Genomic DNA, 25,684 nt, shown 5'->3' on the forward strand with positions numbered 1-25,684 from the left:
TCATCGGCTGTCAGATTAGCAACGGGATGCCGACTCTGTTGCCCATTCGGCTGCCGGTGGCCCACGCTGTGGGCTCCCGGTCCGCGAGGAGCAGTCGTGAGGCAGCACACCCACCCGTTCGTCCCTTACCGGCCCGACCGGTACGACGAGGCCGAGATGGTCCGGCGGGGGAAGGACTTCGTGTCCTTCCTCGACCGCCGGCGCAGCGTGCGGTTCTTCAGTGACGAGCCGGTCCCGCGCGCGTGCGTCGACCTCGCCGTCGCCGCCGCGAACACCGCCCCCTCCGGGGCCCACTTCCAGCCGTGGAAGTTCGCCGTGATCGGTGACGCCGAGACCAAGCACCGCATCAGGCTCGCCGCCGAGGAGGAGGAGAAGGTCAATTACGAGGGCGGGCGGATCCCGCCCGAGTGGCGCGCCGCGCTCGCGCGTCTGGAGACGGATTCGGACAAGTCCTTCCTCGACGTCGTGCCGTGGATCGTCGTCTGCTTCGCCGAGAAGAGCACGGTGCTGCCGGACGGCTCGCTGCGCAAGAACTACTACGTGAACGAGAGCGTGGGCATCGCGTGCGGCCTGTTCATCGCCGCCCTGCACGCGATGGGCCTGAGCACCCTGACCCACACGCCCAACCCGATGCGCTTCCTCACCGAGATCTGCGAGCGGCCCGGCAACGAACGGCCCTACATCCTCTTCCCCGTCGGCTACGCCGCGGCCGACTGCGAGGTGCCCGACCTGGCACGCAAGCCGCTGGCGGAGGCGATCGCCGAGAGCCCGGCCGGCCGGCCCGGGCGGGACCGGCCGACGTCCCCGCCGCCCGGGGGGCCGGTCCTGTAGAGGAGGTACCCTCGGTGGCTCACCGGCTCCTGTCGTGGAATCGCGGCGGACGGGAACGTGACGACGGGATCTGGGGTGGCACGGCATGGACCTCGAAGCGGTACGCACCTTCGTCGCCGTCGTCGAATCGGGCCAGTTCCAGAAGGCCGCCGCCGACCTGTCGATCACCCAGCAGGCCGTCTCCAAGCGTGTCGCCGCACTGGAGCGCGACCTCGGGGTGCGGCTGTTCACCCGCACGCCGCGGGGTGCCGAGCCCACCGTCGACGGACAGGCGTTCCTGCCCCACGCCCGTGAGCTGCTGCGCGTCGCCGAGCGGGCGGTCGCCTCCGTGCGCACCGGCCGCCGTCCGCTGCGCGTGGACGTGATCAACTCGCGCGGCGCGGCCTCGGGCCTGATGCGCGGCTTCCACCGCGCGCACCCCAAGATCGACCTCGACGTGGTGATGCTGTCCGACATCGGCACGGCCGTCGCCGCGCTCCGCTCCGGTACGCTCGACGCGTCCTTCCGCGCCGTCGGCGTGCCCGGGCGGCCTCTTCCCGAGGACATCGAGTCCGTCCGGGTGCTCGACGAGCCGCTCCAGCTCCTCACCGGCCCCGCCCACGCGCTGGCCGGCGCCCGGTCGCTGACCGTCGCGCAGCTCACCGGGCACCGGATCTGGATGCCCGGGATCGTCCCCGGCACCGAGTGGGCCGCCTACTACGACGACCTCGTCGCCGAGTTCGGCCTCACCATCGAGGCGAGCGGGCCCAACTTCGGTTCGGACGCGCTCCTCGACACCGTCGCCGACACCCCGGCCCTGGCCACCTTCATGGGCGAGTACACCCGCCTCATCTGGCCGGCCGGCCACGGCCTGCGCCGTATCCCGGTCACCGGCCCGACGCCCGTCTACCCGCACTCGCTCCTGTGGCACCGCGACAATCCCCACCCGGCGCTGCCCACCCTCCGCGCCCATCTCACCGCCGGCCCGGCCGGGCACGGCGCCGCCGGGACCTGGGTGCCGGACTGGGTGGTTCCGCGCTGAGCGTCCCGCGCCCGGTCTCCTGGTCCTCACCTCCTCACGTCCCGCCTCCCCACTTCCCCGCCCCCGGGTCCCGCGGTGCGCGGCGGGACCGGGGCGCGCCAGGGCCGTTCAGTTCGGCGGCGGAGGTGCGGCGGCCTTGCGGAGCCCCAGGAGCCCCAGGTGGTCGGCGGGGTCCAGCAGATACGCGGCCTGCGTGGTCAGCATGTGGCGCACCATGGGCGCCGGCATGCGGACCACCACCGGCTGCGGCAGCGACAGCTCCCGTACGGCGGTGGCCGTACGGGACGAACGCATCCGGTTGTCCACCCGCGCCACCACCCGTACGCCCAGCGAGAACTGGACGAGGACCGACTCCAGCTTCGGCTTGTGGAGCGGCATGGAACCGGAGGCGTTGACCGCCCCGTCGGCCGCGCCGCCCGAGCCGCCGGTGGTGCCCGTCAGCTGGTTGAGGCGGAACTGGTCGGCGTCGACCAGCCCGCCGCCGAACCGGCCGTGCGCGGACCTGCCCTGGCCGTGGGAACTCTGGCCGTCGGTCTGGGTGGGGCGGGGCGCGTCCAGGGTGCTCTGGCCGACCGTCTCGAAGGTCATCTTGTCGCCCACGCCCAGGACCCGTCCCCGGCGCAGCCGCGCGTGCAGGGAGACGTGCAGGTCCTGGCCCTCGACCCCGGTGGCGTGCACCGGGGGCAGGTCCACTCCGGAGGAGGTCAGCAGTGGCAGCGCCGCGGTCAGCCACTCGGTGGAGAGGGCCTCGTTCAGGGTGTACGCGGCCGACTGGCCCTTTTCCCGGTACCTCGGGTCACCGCCCGCGGCCCGGACCGTCTCGGTGACCAACTGCCGTACGGCCGGCGCGCCTTGGAACCCGTTGACCTGGGCCTCCATCGGCAGCTTCGCGCCGAGGGCGCGCCAGGCCCCGAGGCGGGCCGGGCGGGCCTCCTGCGTGCCGGGGGCCGGGGCGGTGGTGGCCGTCCTGCGGGGGGCGGCCACCCGGGCGAGTGCCTTGAGGTCGTTGTCAAGGATGCGGTAGGTGAAGGCGGTCCGGCCGGTGGAGGCCAGGCCTATGCGCCGGTCGCCCTCGTAGAGTTCGAGGGTGGCCGTGATCGGCAGCCGCAGCTTCGTCGACCTGGCCGTCTTGGCCTCCGCGACCGTCTTCATGCCGAGCTGGCCCCGGGAGGCGGAGCCCTGCCGGTGCGATGCGCCCCGGCCTGCGCCGAGACCGCCCGCTGCACCGGTGCTCTTCAACTGCCCTGCCCCGCCGTCGGGCCGGCCGCCGGCGCCGACGGTCAGTTCCGCGCCGGTGGTCACGCCCTGCTCCCGCACGGTGGCCTCCTGGGCGACCGCCGAGGTGATGTACTCCATGTCGCGGCCGTCGTCCGCCGCGCCCTCGGTGACGTCGTCGCCCAGTCGCGTCACCTTGAACACCGCCCAGTAGGGCGTCCGGCGTCCGTCGAACAGCTCGACGGTGACCCCGCCGTCCATGGCGCTTCCCAGCAGACCGGCGGCGCCGTCCCGGTCCAGGACGCGCAGCAGCCGCTGCACGTTGTCGTTGCGGTCCTTGAGCTGCTGTCTGGGCAGCAGTTCGGCGGCCAGGCTCCGGTGGCGCGTGCCGAGGTTCGTACGCAGGCCTTCCAGCAGCGGGACGAAGGCGGGCAGGTCCTCGATCATCCCGAAGCCGAGCGGGAGGGATCCGGGCAGGGCCGCGGCGGACTGCCGCCGGGAGCCGGCCGCCGTGTCCGCGGCCCCGGTGGCGGCCTGGTCCCGTGCCGCCGTGTTCCCGGCGCCGGCGGCGGCCTGTTCATGCGTGGCGGTGTTCCCCGTCGCGGTCCGGTCGGTCGGTGCGGTGCCGCCGGTCGCGGTGGCGGCCCGCTCCCGTTCACCCGTGTCCCCGGCCGCGGGACGGCCTCCGGCCCCCGTCCCGTCCGCCTTCAGCGCCTTGCGGGCCGATTCCGGAAGGTCCAGGCCCGCCGCCCGCAGTTGCCCGGCCGTCAGCCACACGGCGGCCGTCGCCGGCAGCGTCCGGGCCGCGGACGCCGTGTACGGACCGCCGCCGGTGACCTTGACCTCCGCCACCATGGTGACCAGCAGATCGCACAGCACCAGGTACAGGGGGGCCTTGCGGGGGGTGTGGGCGTTGCGCTCCACCGTGCCGGACAGGGCGGTGGCCTCGGTCCGGCTCTCGCCCTGGCTCCGGTACCCGGACAGTCCCTCTGCCGCGCGCCAGTGGGTGCCGCTCTCCAGGCCGGTGACCCCGACCTGCACCGAGTCGGTGGTGGCCGTCCCCTGCTGCCCGGCCGCCTGGTGGCCGCCGAGCACGAACGTCTCGGTGCCCGGACCGGCGCCCTCGTGCAGCAGCCGGGGGTTGGCCAGCGCCAGCCGGGTGCCGACGGCGCCGTTCAGCGCGGCCAGGCGGCGCGGGTAGCGCAGGTTCTTCACCACCCAGCCGGAGGACGCGGCCTGCCGCAGCGACGCCCTGATCGCCTGCGGACTGAGCCGCTCCTCGATCGCCAGCCGCGGCGCCAGCCCCTCCGTGGCCAGCGCGGGGTCCTCGTGTCCCGCCCGGCCGCGGGCCGCGGCCCGGGACAGCAGCCCGAAGGCGAGGTCCCGCAGCGGCTGTCCGTCGCCGACGGTCTCCACCAGCTGCCAGTCGCGCAGGGCCTGCCCGGCCGCCGGGGCCGGGACCAGGCCGGCCAGGTCGCCGATGCCCTCGGCGGCCACCGCGGCCTCGGGACCGGGAGCCGGCGCGCCGATCTCGTCGAGCCGCTCCTTCCCGGCGTCGTCGAGGGTGAACTCCGTTGCCGTCCGCAGCCGTACGTCCTGCTCCCCCAGGTGCAGACGCGCCAGCCGGCTGGGCTCCGGCGCGTCCCGGCCGGGGGAGCCGGCGGTGAGGCCGCGGGCGAGCTTGCGCTTCCGGGAGGTCATGGTGACGTGCACGTCCAGCCGCAGGGCCGCCGCAAAGGTCGCGGCCTGTTCGGAGCCGTTGGTGAGGACGTCCGTCCGGGTGGTGGGGCCCGCCTGGTTGCGGCGGGTGCCGCTGCGGCCGCGGTCGTAGCGGGCCGAGGCGGTCAGGGCGCCGGGGACCAGCCGGGCCTGGCCGAGGACCATGCCGCCGATCGAGCGCGTACTGCTGCGTCCGCTCTGCGAGTTGCTCGCGACACCGGAGTGGCTGCGCACCAGCCAGTCCTCGGTGTCGCCGAGGTAGTCGGCCTTCCCGAGCGTGCCCTTGACCCGGATCTGGACGTCGTGGGAGTGCAGGGTGCCCTTGCGGCGCAGCCGTACCCGGATGCCGGTGGACAGCAACTGGTCCTTGTTGACGCGGAGGTTGGTCTCGGACAGGGCGGCCATCAGCTCCCGCTGGTTGTGGCGCTGCGCGGCGGCCTCCTCACCGTCGGCGGGGGTCGGGGCGGTGTCGGCTCCGAACGAGGGCAGATAGCCGGCCAGCCGGGGGTCGACGGCGAACAGCTGCTGCACGGCCTGGATCATGGGCCGGGTGTCGAGGGCGCTGAGCGCGACGCTGGAGCCCATGGCCCCGAACGGGAGGTGGCGTTCGACCTCCTCCTGCTTCTCGCGGCCCTCGGCGTCCACCACGGTCCGCGTCGGCTTCCTGACGAACTCGCCGGCCCGCACGCCGGGGGGCAGCTGCAGCCCCAGCTCCTGTGCCTCGTCGGCGCGCAGGCTGATCAGCACGTCCATCGTGTGCACGGCGACCCGCGCCCGGGGGTTCAGCACCGACCGGGCCGAGCGCGGGCCCGTCCCCTCGACGGTGAGCTGTACGGTGCCGCGGTAGAGCACCTTCTCGCCCCGGACCTCGGCGCCCTGACGGCTCGTCACGCTCTGCTCGGCCACGGTGAACCGCGCCGAGCGCGCGGCCGCGACCGGCATGACGGTGCCGCGCACCACCGCCGCGTTGCCGGCGGCGCCGACACCGGCCGCCGGGCCCACACCGCCCGCGAGCGCCCGGCCCTTGCCCGCGGTGTCGGTGACGGTGTGCTGGGTCTGCTGGTGGGTGCGCAGTTGGGTCTTGCCGGTGCTCCAGGCGGGGGCGAGGCCGGTGATCTGCGCGCTCATCCGGTAACTGCCCGCGGTCCTGCCGTCCTTGGACTCCAGGTCCTCGCCGAGGACCCCGTCGCGCAGCAGCCGGGGCAGGTCCTCCAGCACGCTCGTGGTGGACGTGACCGCGTAGAGCCGGGCGCGGCCCGGTGCGCCGGGGGCGGTCAGGGAGGGGTGCAGGACGGAGGCGACCGCGTCGAACAGTCCGCCGCCGCCCTGGTGCGGTGCGGCGGTGTCGGTCACGCCGAGCGGGGCGAGGGAGTCGGCGAGCGAGACGCGCCGGGCGGTGTCCGGGCCGACCCGCCGCACGCCGGCCTGCGGGCCGCTGCGCGCCGGGACCAGGTGCTCGGTGGGCACCCGCTGGGTGAGGGTGCCGGGTCCGCTGGCGGCCGACACCTCCGCGCCGTCGTGGCTCCGCACCCGGACGCCGTACCGGATCTTGCGCGGCACCTCGACCGAGCCCGAGTCGCTGCGCAGCACCCGTGGCTCGGCCACGTTGCGCTGGCCGCGCGTCTCCCGTGAGGACTGCCAGGGGTGCACGCCGGCGGTGGCCGCCGCGCCGAGCCAGAGCCCGGGGGCGACGGGCGCGAGGCCGAACGCCGTGCCGCCCAGGCCGTGGCTCGAGGATCCGTCGGCCGTGGTGGCCGCGGTGGCCGCGGTGTTGTGCTGGACGTCGACCTTGGTGTCCTTGCCGACGGCCTCGTCCAGCGGCGCCAGGGGGCCCGTGTACGGGTCGGGGACGGCGGTCGCGATGTCCTTGGCGGGCAGGAAGAGCGGCGGCTCGTCGTCGGGGGCGCGGGAGACGGTGACGGTGACGTCGAACCACTGGGTGCCGCTCGCGCCCCGGACGGCGAAGGCACGGCCCTGCCCGAAGAACGTCTCCGGCCGTCCGGCCAGTTCGGCGGCGATCTCGTCGACCGTGCCGCCGCCGTGCCCGACGGCCCGGGTCACCGCGTCGCGCACGAACGCGTGTCCGGTGAGGCCGTACGCGGTGGACAGTCCGGCCGCGGTCAGGTCCGTGAGGTACGGCGGCAGGGCGAGGCCCTGCTCGGTGCTCTCGTTGATGGCGGGCGCCGGCTGCCGTCCCGGGCCTCGCAGGGCACGGGTGGTGGCCGCGTTCCCGGCGGCCCGCTGGAGGGCGAGCAGGGACGGCGACGGGGCCCCGGAAGGCGCCGGTCCGGGGAGGCGGGAGGGGCGGCGGCCCTGCTGCTCGTCCTTGGCCGTGCCGTTCCCCGGCTGCTGCTGTGTGCGCACGAGTTTCAACGTAATGGCTGATCAGGCCCAGGACGGGGGGTGCGCGGCGACGGGCCCCAACCGTCGCCCGGTCCACACCCGCGGGCCATACCGGGTTCACCCGCCGTTGGATCACCGGGCGGGCCGGGGAGGTTCCGCAGGGCTCGGAGCGGGGCGACGCGGTCCGGTCGACCGCCCCATCCGGCCGTGGCGGACGGGGGGAGGGTCGCCGGTTGGGGTGCGGCGCCGCCGGCTCACCGGCGACGGCACGGACGCGCACGTGGTGTGCGCCCAGAACTCCTCGGGCAGGTCGCCGTGGAACCGCACCCGCTCCAGGTGCGTGACCCGGCAGGCCGAGCCGGGCGGGAGCGAGCCGGGCAGGGCGGCGAGCAGCGGCAGCAGCGCGGCTTCCGAAGACGGTGTCGAAGGAGAAGGCGTCCGGTAGGAAGCCGCCGTGCCGGGAGGTGGTGCGACCGGGCGGCCTCGGTGTACCGAGGCCAGGCCTGGGGGCAGGTTGACCTGCGGTTCATGTTCGTACTCCGGAGCAGGGAAGCGGACGGTTCCGCGGCCCCCGCTCGCACCCGGCCGCGTCGTCGCCCCTGGTCGGCTTCCCGGGCGACGCCGTCGGCCGGCGGCTGCCTGCGCGTCCGAGGAAGTCGCCTGGGTGGCGGAGGGGGCCCGCGGGGGCCGCTGGGTTCCGCGGAGAGGCCGCGGTGGGTCCGCTCTCAGCTCCCCTGCCCGTCGAACCGGGCCGCCTGCCCCTCGAACTGGGCCAGCTGGTCCCTGACCCACGGGTCGAACACCGTGATCCGCCGGGCGGCCGCCGGGTCGAACACGCGCAGCTGATCCAGGACCCAGGGGTCGATGTACTGGTGAGCGGGGGACCGCCGGGAGGGCCCGTGGCCGGCCGCCAGCGCGGGCGGGCAGTGCGCTCGCGCGCTGTGCTGCGGGGCGGTGGCCGCCACCGCGGAACCGCCGCCGGCCAGGAGTGCCCCTCCGGCGGCCACGGCGGCGATACCCGTGGTCGTGAGGTGCCGCATCAGCTTGTTCACGGTTGTTCCTCCTGCTTCACGCGACGGCAGAGCCAAAGCGGAATCAATTGATCCGCTTGCGGCGCCTACCCGCCCCGGCCGCGCACACACTTCCGTACCCACGCCATCCCGCACTCCGTACGCACGCCGTCCCGCACTCCGTATGCGCCCCTCCGGAGCTTCCGTACACGCGCCCTCCCGCTCCGCAAGCGCACCCTCCGGCAGGCGGCCCGGCCGGCCACCGGTTCACCGTGCGTGCCGGACAGGGCATGCCTCAGTGACCGGGGGCAGCGGTGCGGACCCCGCGTCCCTTGTCACGCGCCCAGCTACGTCCCCGACCATGACGGCCGGCACGAGACCGAGGGATGTGGGGGCTGGTGCGGGCGCGGAGGCAGACGTGGAAGCAGGACACCGTAGCTGCCCCACCAGGCAGCCGCTGCTCAGGCGGGCGGTCCGGCGCGCAGGACCGGGGTGGGGCCCGCAGGCAGGTGAGGGCGGCCAGGACCCTGCGGTGAGTCCCGTCCCCGGAGGCAGATCGAGCTTGGCGAGGATGCTGCCGATGTGCTCCCACCTGGAACACGACCACCCCCTGGGCAAGGTCGTCCTCGTCCCCGACGGCACCTCCGCGGAACCGGGACGCCGTCGGTGAGCCCGGCGTTCACCCCAGGCTGAGCAGGATGACGGCGGCGGCCGAACTCACCAGTCCTGTCGCCTGCACGCGGGTGACCTTCTCGCGCAGCACCACGAGGGCGAGGACCGTCGGGACAGCGGGGTAGAGGGAGGCCAGGACGACGGCGACGGCCAGTATCTGCTCCCGGGTGGCCCAGAGATAGAGGATGAGGCCGAGGGCGGCTCCCGCTCCGATCAGGACCGCCCGGCCGGCCTGCCCGGCGGACCGCCTGAACTCGCAGGTGTGCCGCCAGGTGGCCGGCAGGAGCAACAGCACAGCCGCGAGGCGGCCGACGGCCACGGGCCACAGACCGCTCGCCGGATCCGCCTGGGCCAGGCCGATGTACTGCGCGGCCACCCCCGCACTTGCGGCCAGCCCGTCCGTCAGCACCGGCGCGGACCGCGTCCCGGCGCCGTCCCCACCGCCGCTGCCGCCGGCGGACACGAGCCACAGGGCGGGCACGGTGACGCAAATACCCACCCAGGCCAGGGGCGTGGGACGGTCACCGAGGAAGAACACCCCGCCCCACACGGACAGGGCCACCCCGGTGACGGCACTCACCGGCATCACCACACTCATGGCTCCGCGGCTCACACCGCGGTTGAGGAAGTGCATGGCCATGGCGCTCCCGGCCCCGGAGAGCGCACCCCACATCACGTCGGACGCCCGGACCGCTTCGGCGGGTGCCAGAAGTGCGGCAGCGAGCGCGAGCAGCAGGCCCCCGCTCTGTCCGAGGAAGGTGACCACGGCGAAGTGGACCCGGCGGGACAGCAGTCCGCCGGCGAAGTCGACGAAGCCGTAGCAGACCGCGGAAGCCAGCGCGAGAAGGACACCCATCCGCTGCGAGTGCCCGGCGTCCCCGTCTCCAGCCGCCCGGACGGCCACACTTCACCGCGCGCAGGCAGCAGGCGCGTCGGGAGCGGGCGGTCGCAGGACTGCCGGGGAGCGGGGCGGCCGGCGGGTCAGGCCGGGGTGGGTCTCCGCCTCGGGTGGGCCGGGTCGAGGGTGAAGAGGGTACCGTCGGAGGCCGCCAGCACCAGGGCGCCCTGGTTGAACCACACGGTCGGCAGGAGGCCGTTGTCCAGCACCTCCGCGCGTGCGGACGACTCCCACAGCAGGGTGCCGCGGGCCGTGTCGAGGGCGGCCACCCGGCCGCTCCCGCCCGCCAGGTAGACCGTGCGCCCGCTCGGGTCGACCGAGGCCGGGCCCGGTGTCTCCAGGCTCGTGTGGCTCTGCCACAGCCGGGCCCCGGTCACCGGCGAGACGGCCGTGACCAGGCCGCTGGAGGTGACGAAGTAGAGCGTGCCGTGCGCCAGGGCCGGGGTTCCTCCCCGGTACCGCTGGGGCAGCGGCGTCGGCGTGCGGGTGCCGGTGCGCGGGTCGACGCGCACGATCCGGGTGTAGACCTGGTCGGGGCTGTTGGTCACGGGACGGTCGTCCGCCTCCACGAAGACCAGCTTTCCGTCCCCGGCCCCGACGAAGCTCCTGGGCTGGGCGGGGGACGCCAGGGCGCGCGCCGAGCCGTCGGCGGGATCGACGACGAGGAACCTCGTGTCGTGCACGCCCTCCGCCTGGGCGGCGCACTCCGCGTAGGGGCGGTCGTCGACCGCGAGCAGCAGGCAGTCGTACCCGGCGGGTACGGGGGTCCTGCCGCGTACGGCGCCGTCGCGCGCCGAGCGGACGGTCACCGTACGGCCGTCGCCCTCCTGCGTCAGCGTCACACCCGCGGCGTAGACCGAACCCAGGCTGTCGGTGCGCACCGGGTGGGACCAGACCTCGGCGCCGCTCACGGCGTCGAGTGCGAGGACGGACTGCGCCTGTCCCCTGCCGTCCTCACCGGTGACCGTCAGTTCGACGAGCACCACGCCCTCGTGGGCACCGAGGACCGTGGTGACGTAGCGGTCGGCCGGGAGCCCGGCCGGTGCGATGCCGGAGCGCCACAGGGTACGTCCCGTGGTGGCGTCGATTCGTTCGGGCAGCAGCGCGCTGCCCGCGCAGTAGAGGGCGCCGGCGTCCGGTACGCAGGCAGGTGACCTGTTCCCCTCGTACCCCGGCGCCTTCTTCACGCCCTTGGCCGCGGGGGCGGACGCGGTCGTCTGCCACGGTTTCCAGCCGGTGGGGAGCGTGCCCCAGCGGCCGGCGACCGCCGAGGTCGCCTGTGCCGCCTCGTCACCGCCGCGCGGGCCCAGGAGGAGGTAGCCGGCCGTGGCCGCGGCGAGCGCGCCGGTCACGGCCACGGCCGGCAGCAGCCGCGGCCCGCGCCGGCGGGGGCGGCGGGTGACGGCCGCCGTGTCGGCGAGGGAGGGGCCGCCTCCGGGTGCGGGCGCCGGTCTGCCGGTCCGCGCGGAGCCGGAGCCGCCCGCCCGCGCGAAGGGGGAGGTGCCGGGACCGGCCGGGGACGCGCCGACGGGCAGCCGCAGCGTCATCGTCTCCGGTTCGCCCGGCGACGGCTCCGGCAGGACCCGGGCGAACTCGCGTGCGAGTTCGTCGGTTCCGGGCCGGTCGGCCGGTTCCTTGGCCAGGCACCGCTCCAGCACCGCGCGCACGGACCCGGTGACCCCGTCCAGTGCGGGCTGGTTGTGGACCACCCGGTAACCGGTCAGGTAGGGGCTGTCGGCGTCGAAGGGGCCGCGGCCGGTGACGCAGTACACGAGCAGCGCGCCCAGCGAGAAGACGTCCGAGGCAGGGCCGACGGTCCGCGCGTCCGTGAACTGTTCCGGGGACATGAAGGGCGGGGTGCCGATCACCTGCCCGGTCTCGGTGAGGGTGTGGTGGCTCGCGGCGCGGGAGATGCCGAAGTCGATGACGCGGGGACCGTCCGGGGCCATCAGTACGTTGGCCGGTTTCAGGTCGCGGTGCACCACCCCGGCACGGTGGATGTCGCGCAGCGCCTCCACCAGGCCCAGGGCCAGGGGCCGCAGTTCGGTCACGCGGAGCGGGCCCCGGTCGCGGATCCGGGCGGCGAGCGACGGTCCGGGCACGTACTGGGTGGCCATCCAGGGCGACGCGGCCTCCGGGTCTGCGTCCACCACGGCGGCGGTGAAGGCACCGCTGACCCGGCGGGCGGCCTCGATCTCGTGCCGGAACCGGGTCCGGAAGACGGAGTCCTGCGCGTACTCCGCGTGCACCACCTTGACGGCGACCTCGCGCCCGGAACGCGCCCTGGCCCGGTAGACCATGCCCATGCCGCCGGCCCCGATCCGGTCGACCAGCCTGTAGCCGCCGACGGACCGCGGGTCCTCCTTGTGCAGCGGCACGTGCCCCCCTCGGTCGCCCAGAAGTTCACGGACCACCATACGGAACGGGAACGCTCCGGCGGCCGGCCCCCGAAGCGGCGGGGTGAGGCCTTCGCAGAAGCATCACACCACCGGGAGACGGCGGGCGCCCTCGGCGACGCGGCGCGCGTGCGTGCCGGGCGCCGCGTCGCCGAGGGCGCCCCTTCCGGCCGGAAGCTGCGTCCGGAGGTCCGAGTCGGGCCGGCCTCCCGCGCGGTGCCTCGGTGCGCAGGGCGGGGTCAGGGGCGGCTCCGGCGGTCGCGCGGGCGCGGTACGTCGATCTCCTCCAGGCGGGGCTCGTCCCCGTCCAGGACCCGCTGCCAGGCCTGGCGGTAGAGATCGGCGACGGGCCGGGTGGGTACCACGACACCGAGGGGGGTCTTCTCGCCGTGGAGCAGGTCGTACAACGGCAGCTTCCACCGTTCCAGCGGTGTGTGCGGTCTGGCGAGGGCCAGCCAGCCGCCGGGCAGGAACAGGGAACGTCCCGCTCGGGTGCGGGTGCCCTGCACCACGAGACCGGTCGCGGCCAGTCCGGCGCGGGCGGCGCGCAGCCGGGCCGTCCCGCCGCGCTGCTGCGACCAGCCGGTCCAGCGGGCGGTGTTGCGGTCGGTCGGGTCCGGCAGGGCGAGCAGCATCAGGTAGAGGACGGCGGCGTCCTCGCCGATGCCGTACCGCCCTGCCGCGTCGGCGACCAGGTCGGGCACGGACAGGGCCGGGTTCTGCGGCCACCACGGGCCGTCCTCGCCGCGTCCGCCCGCCGCCGGTCCCCCGGGATCGGCGAGCAGCTTCGCGAACCGCTCGTCGTGGACCACGCGGAGCGCCGTCTCCTCGGCGGTCGGGCCCTCCCCCGGGAACAGCAGCGGCAGACGCGGGTCGCTGCCGGTCTCGTCCAGCAGTACCGGACGGACGGCCGGATGGACCGCCTGGCTCCCGGTGTTGAGGATGCGGGTGCTGAGCACGACCGCGCCGTAGCGCTCGAAGTCCTCGCCGGTCTCCGTGGGCTCACCGAGGATCCGCCGCAAGTCGTCGAGACCGTTCCACCTGTCCGTGCGGATCAGCAGGCCCGGATGGGCCAGTCGCTCGCGTACGGCGGCCAGGACCCGCGGGAGGGTGGCGCGGAGCGGGTCGCCGGAGGGGAGACGGTGGGCGAGCCAGGCGGCCAGGGCCACCGCGCCCTTCAGCTCCGCGGAGCCGAAGCCGCAGCCCTCGGCGGACGGACCGCCGTAGCCGGTCATGCTCCATTCCAGGTCGCGGGTCAGCTTCGGTTCGCGGTCGGCGTGCAGGAACGCGTGCAGCGCCTCGTACGGATCCCACCAGGACGGGGACACGGCGCGGACCGCGTCGTGCAGGACGTCCTCGTCGAGGGGGGTGCGCCGGCCCACCCGCTCGTTCCACACCTTGGCCGCGGCGCTCGCGTCGGGGCCGTCCGTCCACAGCCGGGACGGTTCGGCGGGCAGCAGCGCCGCCACGACGGCCCGGCGCGTGGCGCCGTCGACGGTTCTGAGGATGTCCTTGGCGATCTGCGCGTCGGCCGCCTTCACGCCGATGCTCTTCAGCGTCCCGGCGGGGACGGGCTCGCGCTCGTCGTCGATCATGGGCAGTCCGGCGACGACCAGGCGGGCCATGGTGGGGGTGACCCCGGTGAGGCGGGCGAACTCCTCGGCGGCCCGCGGCTGCCACGGTGCCGGGCCGCGTCCGGCCAGGCCGGCCCGGAAGGCCGCGAGCCAGCCGGGCGCGCGCGCCGGCCCGGCGGTGAACGGCTCCGCGTGCACCAGGGTGTAGGGAGCGGGCACCCGGAACCGGCCTTCCGGGTCGTGGTGGATGACGTCGTACTCGCGGCCCTCCGTGGCGGGCAGGGGCGGCCGGTCGGGGAAGCTGTACCACCGGCCGGGGAAGAGAAGGAACTCGCCGCCTCCCAGGTCGAGCACGGAGGCCGAGGACGAAGCCGGCGGCAGGGCACCCGGGCCTTCGAACAGGTGGTCGGCCAGGCGCAGCCGGGCGCGGCGCCAGTGGCCGGGGTCGGGTGCCGACAGGTTCTGGTCGTCCAGTTCCGCGAGGAAGCAGTCGAGCACCTTCCGGTCGTCGTCCGCGGTGGCCGCCGAAGCGGCTCGGAGCGCCACGGTGGCGGGCAGGGTGGACAGCCCCCACCAGTTCAGGCGGTCCAGCGGCTCCGTCCGGGCCATGGTGACGTGCACCTGGCCGGCCGGGACCGGCTCGGTGCGGCCGCGCAGCGAGCGGCCGATCAGCCGCAGCGCGTCCACCAGGTGGTGGCTGTGGTCGTAGTAGACGCTGCGGCCCATGAAGGTGCCCAGCAGGCCGAGGCCGTCCAGCACGGCGGCGAGCGTCGCGTCGCCGGGGACTTCTCGGGGGACGGGGGCGGCATCGGTGCCGGGGGTGGACGTGAGGGCGAGGGCGGGGGCGGCATCGGTGCCGGGGGCGCGGCCGGGGGCCGGGCCCGGGCCGGTCGGCTGCTCGTTCCGGAGGTCCTTCTCCCCCGGGCGCTCGTTCGGCGCCGTCCGGTCCCCGTCCGTGTCCTCCCCTCCCCCGGCGCCACCGGCCGCCGGGGCGAGCCGGGCGACCGCCGTATCGAGCCGGGTGCGCGCCGCGTCGATGGTGCGCTGGTGGATGGCGGCGAGCCGTACCACGCCGGCGATGCCCGCGCGCAGTGCCTCATGGGTCACCTGCGGCAGCAGCGTGCGGATCAGCCCGGACAGCCGGTCCCGGCCGGCCGCCCCCGCCTGCTGCCGGTCCGGGCCGCCCCCCGCCTCGGGGGCGTCGCCCTCGGACGGCTCCGCCACGGCCGCTGCCAGAAGCTCCGCCGCGGTGTCCTCGTCGAGCCCGCGGAGCGCCGCGGAACCCCGCGGGTCGCGCGGCTGGAGCAGGTGCCAGTAGCGCAGGGGCGGCAGCAGCGCGCTGCCTGCGGCGAATCCCGCCCCGCGGCCCTGTGCCGGTGCCGAGGGGGTCTGCTCCGGGAACTCGGCCATCAGCGTGCCGTCGGCGTCGTACAGGCTGATGGGGGCGCCGTCCTGGACCACCGCCACCGGCCGGTCGGTGCCGGGGAACTGGAGCGCGTGCCACAGTTCCCGGGTGATCCGGTGGGGTGGCGTCTGCCGCACGACGACCGAGCGTCCGGCCAGGTCCTCACCCCGCAGGGAGCCGTCGGGCAGTTGCACCACCCGCCAGCCGACCAGCCCGTCGACCGGGGCGCACAGCGGGCCGGGCGCGGCCGAAGGGGCGGGCAGCAGGCGGCTGTTCCTCGCGAGGACGCTCCCGGGCGGGGCGTCGCGCAGACCCTGCGCGAACCACTCGGGCATGGCCGGTGCGCCGCACCTGCCGGTGAACGGGTCGTACGCGTGCCAGCCGTCGGACCGCGCCCAGTAGGACGTCCCGTCGCTGATCACCGGCAGTTGCTCCGGTACGGCGGTGTCCCCCGGGCGCAGCACCCCCGCACCGGTGGTCAGGCCGCCGCCGGGCAGCGGTAGGGCGACGGGGGGCATGTGGCGGCCGTACTCCCGCATGGAGTCGCAGCGGACGGCGGCAGGGTCGGCCGGGAACGGGGCCGGGGCGCTGCGCTCCCAGTAGCCCTGCTTGTCGGCCGGCCACGGCGGGCTCCACCAGACGAACAGCTCGCCGTCCACGTAGCGGCAGCCGACGGCGCCCAGTCCCCGGACCGCACGCTCGTCCGTCACCTCGGGCGGCAAGCGCAGTTCGTGCGTGTGCACGGTGCCCCGCGCATCGATCACCCGGGCGTGTGTCCCGGTCAGGACGACGAGGTGGGGCCAGGCGTCGGTGACGTGGACGCCGCCCGTCCGCTGCCCCTCGCCGGCTGCCGCGACGGCCTCCTCCCAGGCGGGCCAGCCCAGTTCGTCGATGATCCCCGAGCGCAGGCTGCGGGCGAGCGCCGGGGCCATACCGGTGCTCAGGGCCTCCCGTACGGCTTCCTCGGCCAGTGCCAGGGTCTCTCCCGGCAGCCGGTCGAGCGGCTGGAGCGGCCGGGCGTACGAGGCGGAGAACCCGGCCAGTTCCACGGGGATGTACCGGCGGGCGACCTCTGCCGTCCATTCGGCGAGCATCGGGCGTCCGCCGGGCGAGGCGGCCAGGGCGGTGAGGGTCCGCAGGTCGTCCTTCCCCCCCACGGTGGGGCAACTGCGCCGGAACGCCGGGCGGAAGCGGGGGTCGGCCTCCAGCGCGCGCAGGTCGCGCCGGTTCTCGTCGGCCGCCCACCGGGCGAGGGAGAGCGAGTGCCTGGGCCCGGGGTCCGCCACCGGTACGCCGAGGGCCAGCAACCGGTCGAGGAGGTTCACGTCATGGACGGCGGGCAGGGGTTCGCCTCGGACACCTGGTCCGGCATCCGGTTCCCCATCCGGTCCGGCACTCCGTTCCGCGTTCAGTTCCGCATCCGGGCCCGCATCCTGGCCGGGGCGCAGGCCGGTGTTCGGCTCGGGGTGCGCCGCGCGGTGCGGTGCGGTGTGCGAATCGGTCCGCATTTCGGTGCGCAGCGCGTCGGCCATGCGGTCGATGAGCGGATGCACCTCGGCCGGCGTGTGCGTCCCCACCAGCCGCAGCAGTCTGCGGGCCCACCCGGACGCCCCGTCAGGGGGGCGCACTTCGGCGGGCAGCGCGGTGTCGCACAGACCGGCGGTCGCGCCGGTGTCCTCCAGCAGGGCCAGCCACTGCGGCAGTTCGTCCCTCTCCCACCCGGCGGGCATGAGCCCCAGCAGGACACCATGGAACGCGGGCTCCTCGCGGGTCAGTTCCAGCAGCGCCCGCCGGTGCGCCTTCCACCAGCCGGGGGGCGCCTTCTCCGTGCCGGGCTGCACCAGCATCTCGCGCAGATGAACCGTCTCCTGGGTGAGCGCGTCCTTGCCCGCGACCTCCTTCGCCAGCCGGCGCAGTTCGCCCGCTCCCGGGCCCGACGGAGCCAGCCCGTGCTCCGCGAGCCGGACGAAGAGCCCGCGCAGGTGCCGGAAGGCGGTCTCCGGCGTGACCCGGGAGGACAGTCCCTTGGCGTAGCTGGAGAGCATGTTCGCCGGCACGGCCCCGGCCAGGGAGAACTCCAGGAACACCGCGTCCATCCGCTCCTCGTCGAACGGCAGCGCGTAAGCGGTCTCGGCCTTGCGGGCGTTGACGAACATGAGGGACGCGTACCGCTGCTCGTCCGCGGCCAGGAACACCCGTCCCGCCTGCTCGTAGAAGGTCGGCAGGAAATGCGGCACCGCTCCCGCGAGCCGTTCACCGATCGCCTCGTAGGCGGCGCGTGCCTTCTTCGGCCGGGACCGGGCGGTCCGCGCGATCCTGTCCGTCTCGTCGGCCACGGACATGGCCAGGTGGCCGTCCGAGGGGTGGTGGACCAGCACCCATTCCGGGAAGCCGAGTGCCCGGGGCCGTCCGAGACCGACCTGGACCGCCTCGCCCTCCGGTTCCAGGCCGAGGAAGCCGGTGCCGGGGTCCTGTCCGGGTTCCGCGGCGACCAGGCGTACGACGAGCCGGTCGTCCAGGGCGGGATGCCGGTAGGCCTGGGTGAGCATCGCCACGGCGCGCGCGCCCGCGGTGGCCGCCCCGGGCGGCAGTACCGCACCGGCCCGCAGCAGCTCTTCCGCCGCCTCAGCCACCGCCTCCGCCGTGGGTCCGTCCTCGGTGACCGAGCCGTTCATGACTTCACGCCTTCCGTGCATGCCGTGCGTGCCGTGTGTTGCGTTCCGTGCGTTCCATGGGGTGCCTGCATTCCGTGCGCTGTCCGCGTTGCGTTCGGTGCCCGCGTTGCGCTCGGTGTCCCCGTTGCCTCGGGTGCCTGGGCGGGTTGCCGGCGGTGCCTGTGTTCCATGTGCGCCGAGCCGGTCAGGGCGTGTCCGCCGCGGCCGCGGTACGGCCGCCGGCGTGCAGGGCGGCGGCCATGCGCATGCCCTCGGACCAGGCCACCGGGCCGACTTCGGCCCACGGGATCCCGTCGCCGGGGCAAAGGCCCCAGGTCAGTCCGCGGGTCCAGGCCTTCTCCTCGGTGTACGGATCGCCGATGGCGACCGACGCGGTGAGGGTCCGCCCCGCCTCGCGTATGCGGTCGGTGGCGTACTGCCCCGTGACCTTGTAACCGAGCGCGGTGGCGCGGGCGGAGAGGCGGAACCAGGAGCTGTACTCGGCGTCGGCGAACTCCGTGACCGCACGGGCGCCGGGGTCGAGCACCTCGGGCTTGCGCCACACGGCACGCCGGAGCTGTTCGACGCCCTGGACGGCGCCCACTTCGGCGGCGCGGGCGCGCAGGGCCTCCAGGTCCGGGAGCAGGACGGGGTGCGGCACGGTCACGGTGCGGGCGCAGAGGTGGACGGATGCGCCGTCCGCGGTCTCCAGCCGCAGGGTGCCCGAGGCGTGAACGTCGCGCAGGAAACCGATGTCGCCGGGGAGTTCACCGGCCACGACGAGGTCACGCAGCGCCGCCCTCCATGCCTCGTCCGGCCACACCTGGGCGAGCAGAATCGTCGGCACCGGCAGGGACGACACCATCCAGGTGTCGACCTGTGCCGCGCAGGCGGCGGCGTGCCGGTCCAGCCACTCGGCGAGCCGCTGCAGCTCGATCACCTCGGGTCGGTCCCGCAACTCCGCCGGCAGGGTCTGCGACCGCACCGCAGCGGACGGCCCGGACGCGGACCGCGCCACCACCCGCCCCCCGACAAGGGCGATCTCGTGGTCCTCGCCCGCCGCCAGCCAGCCCATGGGTAGCCCTGCCTTCTCTCTCGTCCCTCGCGTCCGGAAGGCGCCGCAGCGCACCGGACGGTCCGGGCCTGCCCGCTGCTCTGCGACGACGACGAAAGACTAGGACCACCCACTGACAGTCCCCGGTGGCCCGCTCGTCGAACGGGCCACCGGCAGAACCTTCGCACCGGACTCCCCGGCCTATGAGCTGAGTTGATGGTGCGTCAGATCTCTCACCCTCCGGACAGCACTCCCGTCGCCGCGGTCCTCCTACGGGCCGCGAAGGTGCCGTCGCGTGGTGGAACCGCTACCGGGATGTCACGCCCCCGGCCCACTCCTCGACGCTGACGACGTCCGCCCACTGGGGGAACAGCTTCTCGGTGAGGAACCGGTGGACCTCGGCGTCGAGGTCCAGGCAGGCGTCGGCGAGGACGGTGAGGCCGAAGTCCAGGTCGTTGGCCTGGCACAGGGTGTGCAGCACGACGGCGCTGGTGGCGATGCCGGTCAGGACGAGGCTGTCGATGCCGCGCGCCCTGAGCACCACGTCGAGGTCGCTGCCCGAGAACGCGCTCGCCCGTCTCTTCGTGACCACCACCTCGCCGGGCAGGGGCGCGACGTCGGGGTGGATGGCCGTGCCGGGGTCCCCCTCGACGTGGAGCCCGGCGCGCGCCACGGCGGTCAGGGCTCTGTTGCGCGGGCTGACCTCCGGGAAGCCCGGGCGCAAGGCGATGACCACGTAGATCACCGGGATGTCCGCGGCCCGGGCGGCGTCGATGGCCCGGCGCAGGCGCGGCAGGTACCCGGAGCCGTCGTCGGCGATGTCCACGACGGCCCGCTGGACGTCCATCACGAGGAGGGCGCTGCTCGTACGGCCGCCGTCAGTCGGACGGTCGCCGTCAGTCGGTCGGTCACCGGTCGTACGGTCAGCGGGCACGCGGTTTTCGGACGAACGGCCGTCAGTCGGACGGTCGTCGACCGGACGGTCGCTGGTCACACGGTCTCCAGGAAAGAGGTCAGTTCGGCGTCGAAGCGGGCCGGGTGCTCCATGTTCGGGTAGTGCGCCGCGTCCGGCACGGCGGTGGTGCGTCCGTCGGGGACGAGTCCGGCCAGGCGGCCGGCCATGGCGAGGTGGTCCGGTGCGTCCAGCGCGCCGTTGACCGCGCACACGGGCACCGTGATACCGGGCGCCCGCTCCCAGGTGGCCGTGACCGGCACCCGGTGGTCCGGCTCACCCGCCGTGTGCTTGCCGAGCGTGCCGAGTGCCATCTCCCGCACCCTGCGCAGGACATCGGCATCGACGTCGGCCAGGTCGCGGTGCGGACCGGCGGTGAAACGCTGGAGCGCGTCGGCCCAGCCGGGCACGTCGCCGGCGGCCAGCGCCCGCTCCTGGGCGGCGAGGACGTCCAGCGCCCACGGGTCCTCGAAGACGGGTTCGCTCGTGCCGACGCCGCTGACGACGACCGCGCGGACCAGGTCCGGGTGTTCCAGTGCGCAGTCGACGGCGGTGGCCCCGCCCATCGAGACGCCGACGAGCACGGCCGGGGCGGCGTCCAGGGCGTGCAGCAGGGCGGCGACGTCGTCGGCGAGCCGGTACGGGCCGGTCGCGTTGTCGGAGCCGCCGTGTCCGCGGGCGTCGAAGGCGATGACCCGGTGGCGCGGGGCGAACGCCCGGATCTGCTCTGCCCACATGCGGTGGTCGAGGAAGCCGCCGTGCAGGAGAACCAGGGGCGGCCCGGAACCCGCCTCCCGGTAGGCGAGACGGCCTCCGGCAATCTGCAGTGAACGGATCGGAACGGCTGAGAGATCGGCGCTCATGACAACCAAGGTGTCAGTTCCCGTGCACCTTGGCAACCGGGGTGTCATCATGAAGTCATGGCGGACGAACGCACCGCGGCCCCCGCCGCGCCCTCCCCGGACGAGCTGGCCGAGCGCCTCACGGAGGTCTTCGACCTGGTCGGACCGCTCTACCGGCGGGTCCACCGCAAGGTGGAACAGGCAGCGCCGGACGCCGGCCTGTCGGTCGGGGTGCGCGCGGTGCTCGATCTCCTGCGTACCGGCGGGCCGATGACGGTGCCGCAGATGGGGCGGGCGCAGGCGCTCAGCCGGCAGTTCGTGCAGCGCATGGTGAACGACGCGGCGCGCTGCGGCCTGGTGCGCAGCGTCGCCAACCCCGCGCACCGCCGCTCCTCGCTCATCGAACTGACCGACGAGGGCCGCACGGCGATCGGCGCGGTACGGGCTCGCGAACACGCCCTGCTGCGCCGGGTGGACGGTGGTCTCAGCATGGCGGACGTCGACGCCTGTCTGCGGGTCCTCGGCGCGATGCACGCGCTGTTCGAAGACGTGGACGTGGACGGAGCCGGGACTGCGGAAGAGGGGCGCAACGGAGCCGGGGCTGCGGAGAGGGACGGGGACGGAACCGGGGCTGCGGAGGAAGGCCGGGGCCCGGGGCGTGGCTGAGGGTCTGGCCGAGGGCGCGGCCGGGGGCCGGGACGGCACGGGGCCGGGACCAGGAACCGGCTCCCCTACGCTTCCGCCGACCACAGCCGCAGTTTCTCCGGGTTGCGGACGACCCAGATCCGCGTGACGCGCCCGTCCGCGACGTCGAACGAGGCCACGGTCATGACGGTGCCGTCCCGCTCGGCCACCAGCCCCGGCGTGCCGTTGACCGACCGCTCCAGGAGTGCGAGCCCCGGGGCCCGCTCGGCGATGGCGACCATGTACTGGGCGATGCGCGCGCCGCCCTCGACCGGGCGCAGGACGGCGCCGGCCAGGCCGCCGCCGTCGGCGGTCATCACGGCAGCCGGGTTGAGCACACCGATGAGCGCAGCGATGTTCTTGGTCTCCCAGGCCTCTTTGACGTGCCGCACCACGGCGGCCTGTCCGGGCGCCGTCACCGGAGCGCGGGCGGCGCCCACCCGCCGCCGGGCGGAGGCCGCCAGTTGCTTGCAGGCCGCCGGTGACCGGTCCAGCACGCCGGCGATCTCGGCGAACGGGTAACGGAAGACGTCGTGCAGGACGAACGCCACCCGCTCGGCGGGCGTCATCGACTCCAGGACGACGAGGAAGGCCATGGTCACCGACTCGTCGCGGACGATCTGGTCGGCGGGGTCCGCGGGGCCGGTGGCGCCGGTGCCGCCCGCGTGGGCCCACTCCCCGCGGTCGGGCAGCGGCTCGGGGAGCCACGCGCCGACGTAGCGTTCACGACGGACCCGCGCCGAGCCGAGCAGGTCGAGGCAGATGCGGCCGGTCACCGTGGTCAGCCAGGCGCCGGGGGACAGGATCTCCTCCTGCCGGCCGGGCGGCAGCCCGTACCAGCGTGCGTAGGCGTCCTGCACGGCGTCCTCGGCCTCGGTCACCGATCCGAGCAACCGGTAGGCGACGTTGATCAGTTGGCGGCGCTCGCCGGCTATCCCGTCCTTACCGGTCCCGACAGTCCCCATGCGTGCGGCCGCCCCCTCGCCTTACCTTTCGCAGGCCCGCGTCGTCGGGCTGGTGAGACCTTATCGATCCACTGCCCGAGGGCGGAAAAGGGGACTGTGACATGGCCACTGAGGTGACGACGGACGCACGCCGCGGCTCTTCGTTCGTGCAGGTCGCGGTCGCCCTGCAGACCTTGACCATCTTCCTCCAGGCGGTCTCCGCCGGACTGCTGCTGAGCGCGTCCTACGGGGAGACGCTGCACAGCGTCGGGGCCCGTGTGATGTACGGGGCGTCGATGCTGTACGTGCTCGCGGCGGTACTGGCGTGGAAGCCGGGCGGCGGCTCGTCCCGCCCGGTGTGGCAGGCATCGGGATTCCTCGTCCTCGCCTCGGCGCAGGTGGTGCTGGGCATCGCGCACGTCCCGTCGGTCCATCTCCCCCTGGGTGTCCTGATGTTCGGTCTGAGCGTGCTGGCGCTGGCCCGGCGCTGAAGCGGACCCGGCCGCCCGGTGGCGCGGGCCGCCGGGACCCGCCGCCCCGCCGGACCGGACCCCGGCCTACTGCTGGTCGTACACCGCGTGACGGCGGGCGTTCTTCTCAGCGTCCCGCGGCGGGCGCGGCCTCGTACGGCCCGAACGGGACCCCCCGCCACAGGGCGCGTACGGCGCAAGCGGCGTCATCGCTCAGGTGGTCGTCCGGGACGGCCCAGGCCTTCACCGGGGTGGCCTCGGCGGTGACCGCAGGCCAGCCCGGGTCGCCGCGGGCCGCGAAGTCCGCCCATGCGCGCAGCATCCGCCGGGACAGGGCACGGTCCTCCTCGTCGGGGACGGCGCCGACGAGGAAGGCGGCGCCGTCCGCGTCCAGGTTGCCGAACGCGAAAGGGACGTCGGCGGTGTGCCAGGGCCGGGTCTCGCCACTGGGTGTGCGGCGCCTGCGGGCGAAACGGGAGAGGTACGCCCGTCCGCCGGCGCGCGCGTGGTGCTCGGCGAGCCGGCTGCTGTACTCGCCGAACCGGGCGTCACCGAAGAGCGCGAGGTACCGGTCGAGGACCGGGGCGCCGGGCCTGAGCGCCCGGTACCCGGCGACCAGCCGGGCGGGGAGGCCGAGAGCCGCGGCGAACTCCAGGAGTCCCGACTCGGAGGTGACCTCCCGCACGCCCGCGATCTCGTGCAGGAACCAGTACTCCTCCAGGGCGTGGCACACCAGGAGGCCGACGTCGCGGCAGGCGCCGGTGGCGAGTGCGCGGAGCGGGTCGACGGGCAGCACCTCGCCGTCGAGGACGGGCTGGAAGAGCACCGGCTCGTACGCCTGGACCGCCGTCGCGGGATCGTCCGCGCACTGCCGGGCGACCTCGTCGCAGGCCGCCACCAGGCGCCGCGGCGAGGCGGAGAGCAGGCCCTCGGCCGTCGGGGCGACCCCGGCCTCGCCCGCGATCCTCGACGTGACCGCGGCGGCGACGGCGGGGGTGAAGAAGGCGCTGGGCACGCTGTGGGCGATGGCCCCGCGGAACAACCCGCGCGTCTGCTCCATGGCCATCAGACAGGCGGCCGAGCCCGCTCCGTAGGAGTGCCCGGCGACCGTGACGGCGGCGGGGTCACCGCCGAAGGCGGCGATGTTCTCCCGCACCCAGCGCAGGGCGGCCACCTGGTCGAGGAGCCCTCGGTTGTCCGGGAATCCCGGCACGTGGCCGAACCCCTCGAAGCCGATCCGGTAGTTGCAGCTGACCACGACCAGCCCGGCACGGGCGAGCGCTGAGCCGTCGTAGTCGGGCTGGGCGGAGGAGCCGAAGGTGTAGGCACCGCCGTGGATCCAGAACAGCACCGGCAGCGGGCCGCCCTCCCGGTCCTCGGGCGCCCACACGTTGACGGTGAGCACGTCCTCGTCGCCGGGGCGCCACACCGGCGCACCGGGCAGCCGCGCCGACTGCGGAGCGATGGGCCCGAAGTCCGTGGCGTCACGCGTCCCGCTCCAGCCGGGCGCGGGCCGCGGGCGCCGGAAACGGTGGGGGCCGAAGGGCGGGGCGGCGTACGGGACACCGAGGACCGCCACCACGCCGTCGACCGGCCGCCTGCCGCGCACACGGCCGCCCGTCGTCCGGAAGTCCGGCCCCGCCCCTGACGTCTCCCCCATGGGGCACAAGCCTCCCACAGTCGTCCGCTTCCTCCGCGGCCTCGGTTCCGGCTTCGGCTTCCGCTTCGGCTTCCGTTTGCGTCCCGCACTACGGCCGCGGTACGTCCTTGACGAACACGAGGCCGTCGGTGGACGCCAGGTGGACCGGGTCGAAGGGGGCGTAGCCGAACCACGGCGACCGGCGGGGCACGGGACGGCTGTCGCCGAGGGCGGTGGCCAGGCGCCGGGTGTCGATGAGGCAGCGGTCCTCGGGGAGCGCGTACAGGAGTCCTTCGAGGGTGTCCTGCGGCGGTGCGTCGACCCCCTCGTGCCGGAGCGTGCCGAGGGCGGTGGCCACGAAGGCGTACTGCTCCGCGAGCCGGGCACCCGCCAGCGCCCCGGCGCTCCACCATGCGATCGGCCCCTCCCACATCCGCATCGTGCTCTTCTCCCGCTGGAGGTGGGAGTTGTGGGCGTGGACGAGCACGGGGCCCCGTTCGGCGAGGGCGAGGAGGTTGCGGGCCATCATCGCGTCCCGCAGCGCGCACAGCCGGGCCATGCGGGCCGGGGAGGTGTCGGCCGTCCGCCGGTGGTAGCGCAGCAGGCCCGTGGCGGTGCGCCCGTACAGGCGTGCCCGGTCCCAGTCGTCGCGCGAGGTGGCCGCGAGCAGGTGCGGCGTCTGCTCGTCGAGCAGCGCCACCAGGTCGTCGGCGAGCAGCCGCAGCCGGCCGGCCTCGGCCGACCGTCCCACGGACCGGGCGGGGTCCGTCATCACGGCGGCGTCGGTCCACCGGTCGTCGGCGCCGAGCAGCCCGTCGAGTGTTTGCGCGGTGCACGGGAGCAGGTCCGCGGCCACGTGGGCGCGGAGGTAGCCGTGGAGTGCGGTGAGGGCCTGGCGGGGGCTCGCGGCGCCGGTCATCTCCAGCGGGCCGTCGAAACCGGCGAAGCGGATCCGCTCGGAGGCGGGCCTGCCCTCGTTGTGGGCGCGCATCCAGCGCACCAGGTCCCGGTTGGGCGCGGACACGTTGAACCACTCGTGGCTGAAGCCGCGTTCCATGACGTCGTCGAGGGTGCCCGTGCCCGAGGTGACGTAGTCGTCGACGAGCAGGCCCTTCATGCAGTCGCTCTCGATCGCGATGGTCCGGTAGCCCTCCTGCTCGACGAGTTGCCGGAAGACGTCGTTGCGCAGGCCGAGCAGGGCGTCCTGGCCGTGGACGGGCTCGCCGAGGGCGAGCAGCCGGGGCCGGGACGGAAGCAGCGCCATGACGGCGGCGGCATCGACGGCATGGGCGGTGTCCTGGATGTCGGTAGCCATGGCTTCCACGCTATCGTTGAACTTTCGGTTGAGACTTTTCTCGGAT

14 protein-coding genes and 1 pseudogene are annotated in these 25,684 nt (G+C 74.8%); 4 read left to right on the forward strand and 11 right to left on the reverse strand.

Annotated features, from left to right (window positions below; translation table 11 throughout):
* The first annotated feature begins 96 nt into the window (after nucleotides 1–96).
* Entirely contained in the window at nucleotides 97–831 is a 735-nt protein-coding gene (locus AC6I72_RS34200) for a nitroreductase family protein (RefSeq protein ID WP_498005344.1), read from the forward strand.
* Nucleotides 832–916: 85 nt separating this feature from the next.
* Complete coding sequence (locus tag AC6I72_RS34205; protein WP_498005345.1) at nucleotides 917–1,852, forward strand: LysR family transcriptional regulator; 936 nt, start codon at nucleotides 917–919, stop codon at nucleotides 1,850–1,852.
* A gap of 108 nt (nucleotides 1,853–1,960) precedes the next feature.
* On the opposite strand, the gene AC6I72_RS34210 is transcribed toward AC6I72_RS34205, so the two are convergent.
* The 8 genes from AC6I72_RS34210 to AC6I72_RS34245 all read right to left on the reverse strand — a co-directional run bounded on the left by AC6I72_RS34210 (nucleotide 1,961) and on the right by AC6I72_RS34245 (nucleotide 20,607).
* Nucleotides 1,961–7,150 (reverse strand): hypothetical protein, encoded by a 5,190-nt coding sequence (locus AC6I72_RS34210; protein ID WP_498005346.1) that lies wholly within the window; start codon nucleotides 7,148–7,150, stop codon nucleotides 1,961–1,963.
* A gap of 704 nt (nucleotides 7,151–7,854) precedes the next feature.
* On the reverse strand, nucleotides 7,855–8,181 hold the full coding sequence (locus tag AC6I72_RS34215; protein WP_498005347.1) for a hypothetical protein: 327 nt from the start codon (nucleotides 8,179–8,181) through the stop codon (nucleotides 7,855–7,857).
* A gap of 637 nt (nucleotides 8,182–8,818) precedes the next feature.
* Nucleotides 8,819–9,667, reverse strand: a complete 849-nt coding sequence (locus AC6I72_RS34220) for an EamA family transporter (protein ID WP_498005348.1) — start codon at nucleotides 9,665–9,667, stop codon at nucleotides 8,819–8,821.
* A 125-nt stretch (nucleotides 9,668–9,792) separates the two neighbouring features.
* Nucleotides 9,793–12,087, reverse strand: a complete 2,295-nt coding sequence (locus tag AC6I72_RS34225) for a serine/threonine-protein kinase (RefSeq protein ID WP_498005349.1) — start codon at nucleotides 12,085–12,087, stop codon at nucleotides 9,793–9,795.
* Nucleotides 12,088–12,344: 257 nt separating this feature from the next.
* Nucleotides 12,345–17,759, reverse strand: coding sequence for a DNA-binding protein (locus AC6I72_RS34230; RefSeq protein WP_498005350.1), 5,415 nt, complete (start codon nucleotides 17,757–17,759; stop codon nucleotides 12,345–12,347).
* Between the two features lie 184 nt (nucleotides 17,760–17,943).
* Nucleotides 17,944–18,813 carry a DUF4132 domain-containing protein gene (locus AC6I72_RS34235; RefSeq protein WP_498005351.1) on the reverse strand — a complete coding sequence of 290 codons (870 nt, stop codon included), beginning with the start codon at nucleotides 18,811–18,813 and terminating at the stop codon, nucleotides 17,944–17,946.
* Between the two features lie 286 nt (nucleotides 18,814–19,099).
* Nucleotides 19,100–19,642, reverse strand: a complete 543-nt coding sequence (locus tag AC6I72_RS34240; protein ID WP_498005352.1) for a cysteine hydrolase family protein — start codon at nucleotides 19,640–19,642, stop codon at nucleotides 19,100–19,102.
* A 140-nt stretch (nucleotides 19,643–19,782) separates the two neighbouring features.
* Nucleotides 19,783–20,607, reverse strand: a complete 825-nt coding sequence (locus AC6I72_RS34245) for an alpha/beta fold hydrolase (protein WP_498005353.1) — start codon at nucleotides 20,605–20,607, stop codon at nucleotides 19,783–19,785.
* A gap of 57 nt (nucleotides 20,608–20,664) precedes the next feature.
* Between AC6I72_RS34245 and AC6I72_RS34250 the strand changes: the two are divergent.
* A pseudogene (locus AC6I72_RS34250) lies at nucleotides 20,665–21,147 on the forward strand (MarR family winged helix-turn-helix transcriptional regulator); the annotation flags it as partial.
* Between the two features lie 170 nt (nucleotides 21,148–21,317).
* On the opposite strand, the gene sigJ reads toward AC6I72_RS34250, so the two are convergent.
* Nucleotides 21,318–22,235, reverse strand: coding sequence for an RNA polymerase sigma factor SigJ (gene sigJ / locus AC6I72_RS34255; protein ID WP_498005354.1), 918 nt, complete (start codon nucleotides 22,233–22,235; stop codon nucleotides 21,318–21,320).
* Between the two features lie 101 nt (nucleotides 22,236–22,336).
* Between sigJ and AC6I72_RS34260 the strand changes: the two genes are divergently transcribed.
* On the forward strand, nucleotides 22,337–22,705 hold the full coding sequence (locus AC6I72_RS34260) for a hypothetical protein (protein WP_498005355.1): 369 nt from the start codon (nucleotides 22,337–22,339) through the stop codon (nucleotides 22,703–22,705).
* A gap of 106 nt (nucleotides 22,706–22,811) precedes the next feature.
* On the opposite strand, the gene AC6I72_RS34265 is transcribed toward AC6I72_RS34260, so the two are convergent.
* On the reverse strand, nucleotides 22,812–24,344 hold the full coding sequence (locus tag AC6I72_RS34265; protein WP_498005356.1) for a carboxylesterase/lipase family protein: 1,533 nt from the start codon (nucleotides 24,342–24,344) through the stop codon (nucleotides 22,812–22,814).
* Between the two features lie 88 nt (nucleotides 24,345–24,432).
* Nucleotides 24,433–25,638 carry an erythromycin esterase family protein gene (locus tag AC6I72_RS34270; protein WP_498005357.1) on the reverse strand — a complete coding sequence of 402 codons (1,206 nt, stop codon included), beginning with the start codon at nucleotides 25,636–25,638 and terminating at the stop codon, nucleotides 24,433–24,435.
* Between the last annotated feature and the right edge of the window lie 46 nt (nucleotides 25,639–25,684).

Source organism: Streptomyces sp. Xyl84, assembly GCF_059731885.1.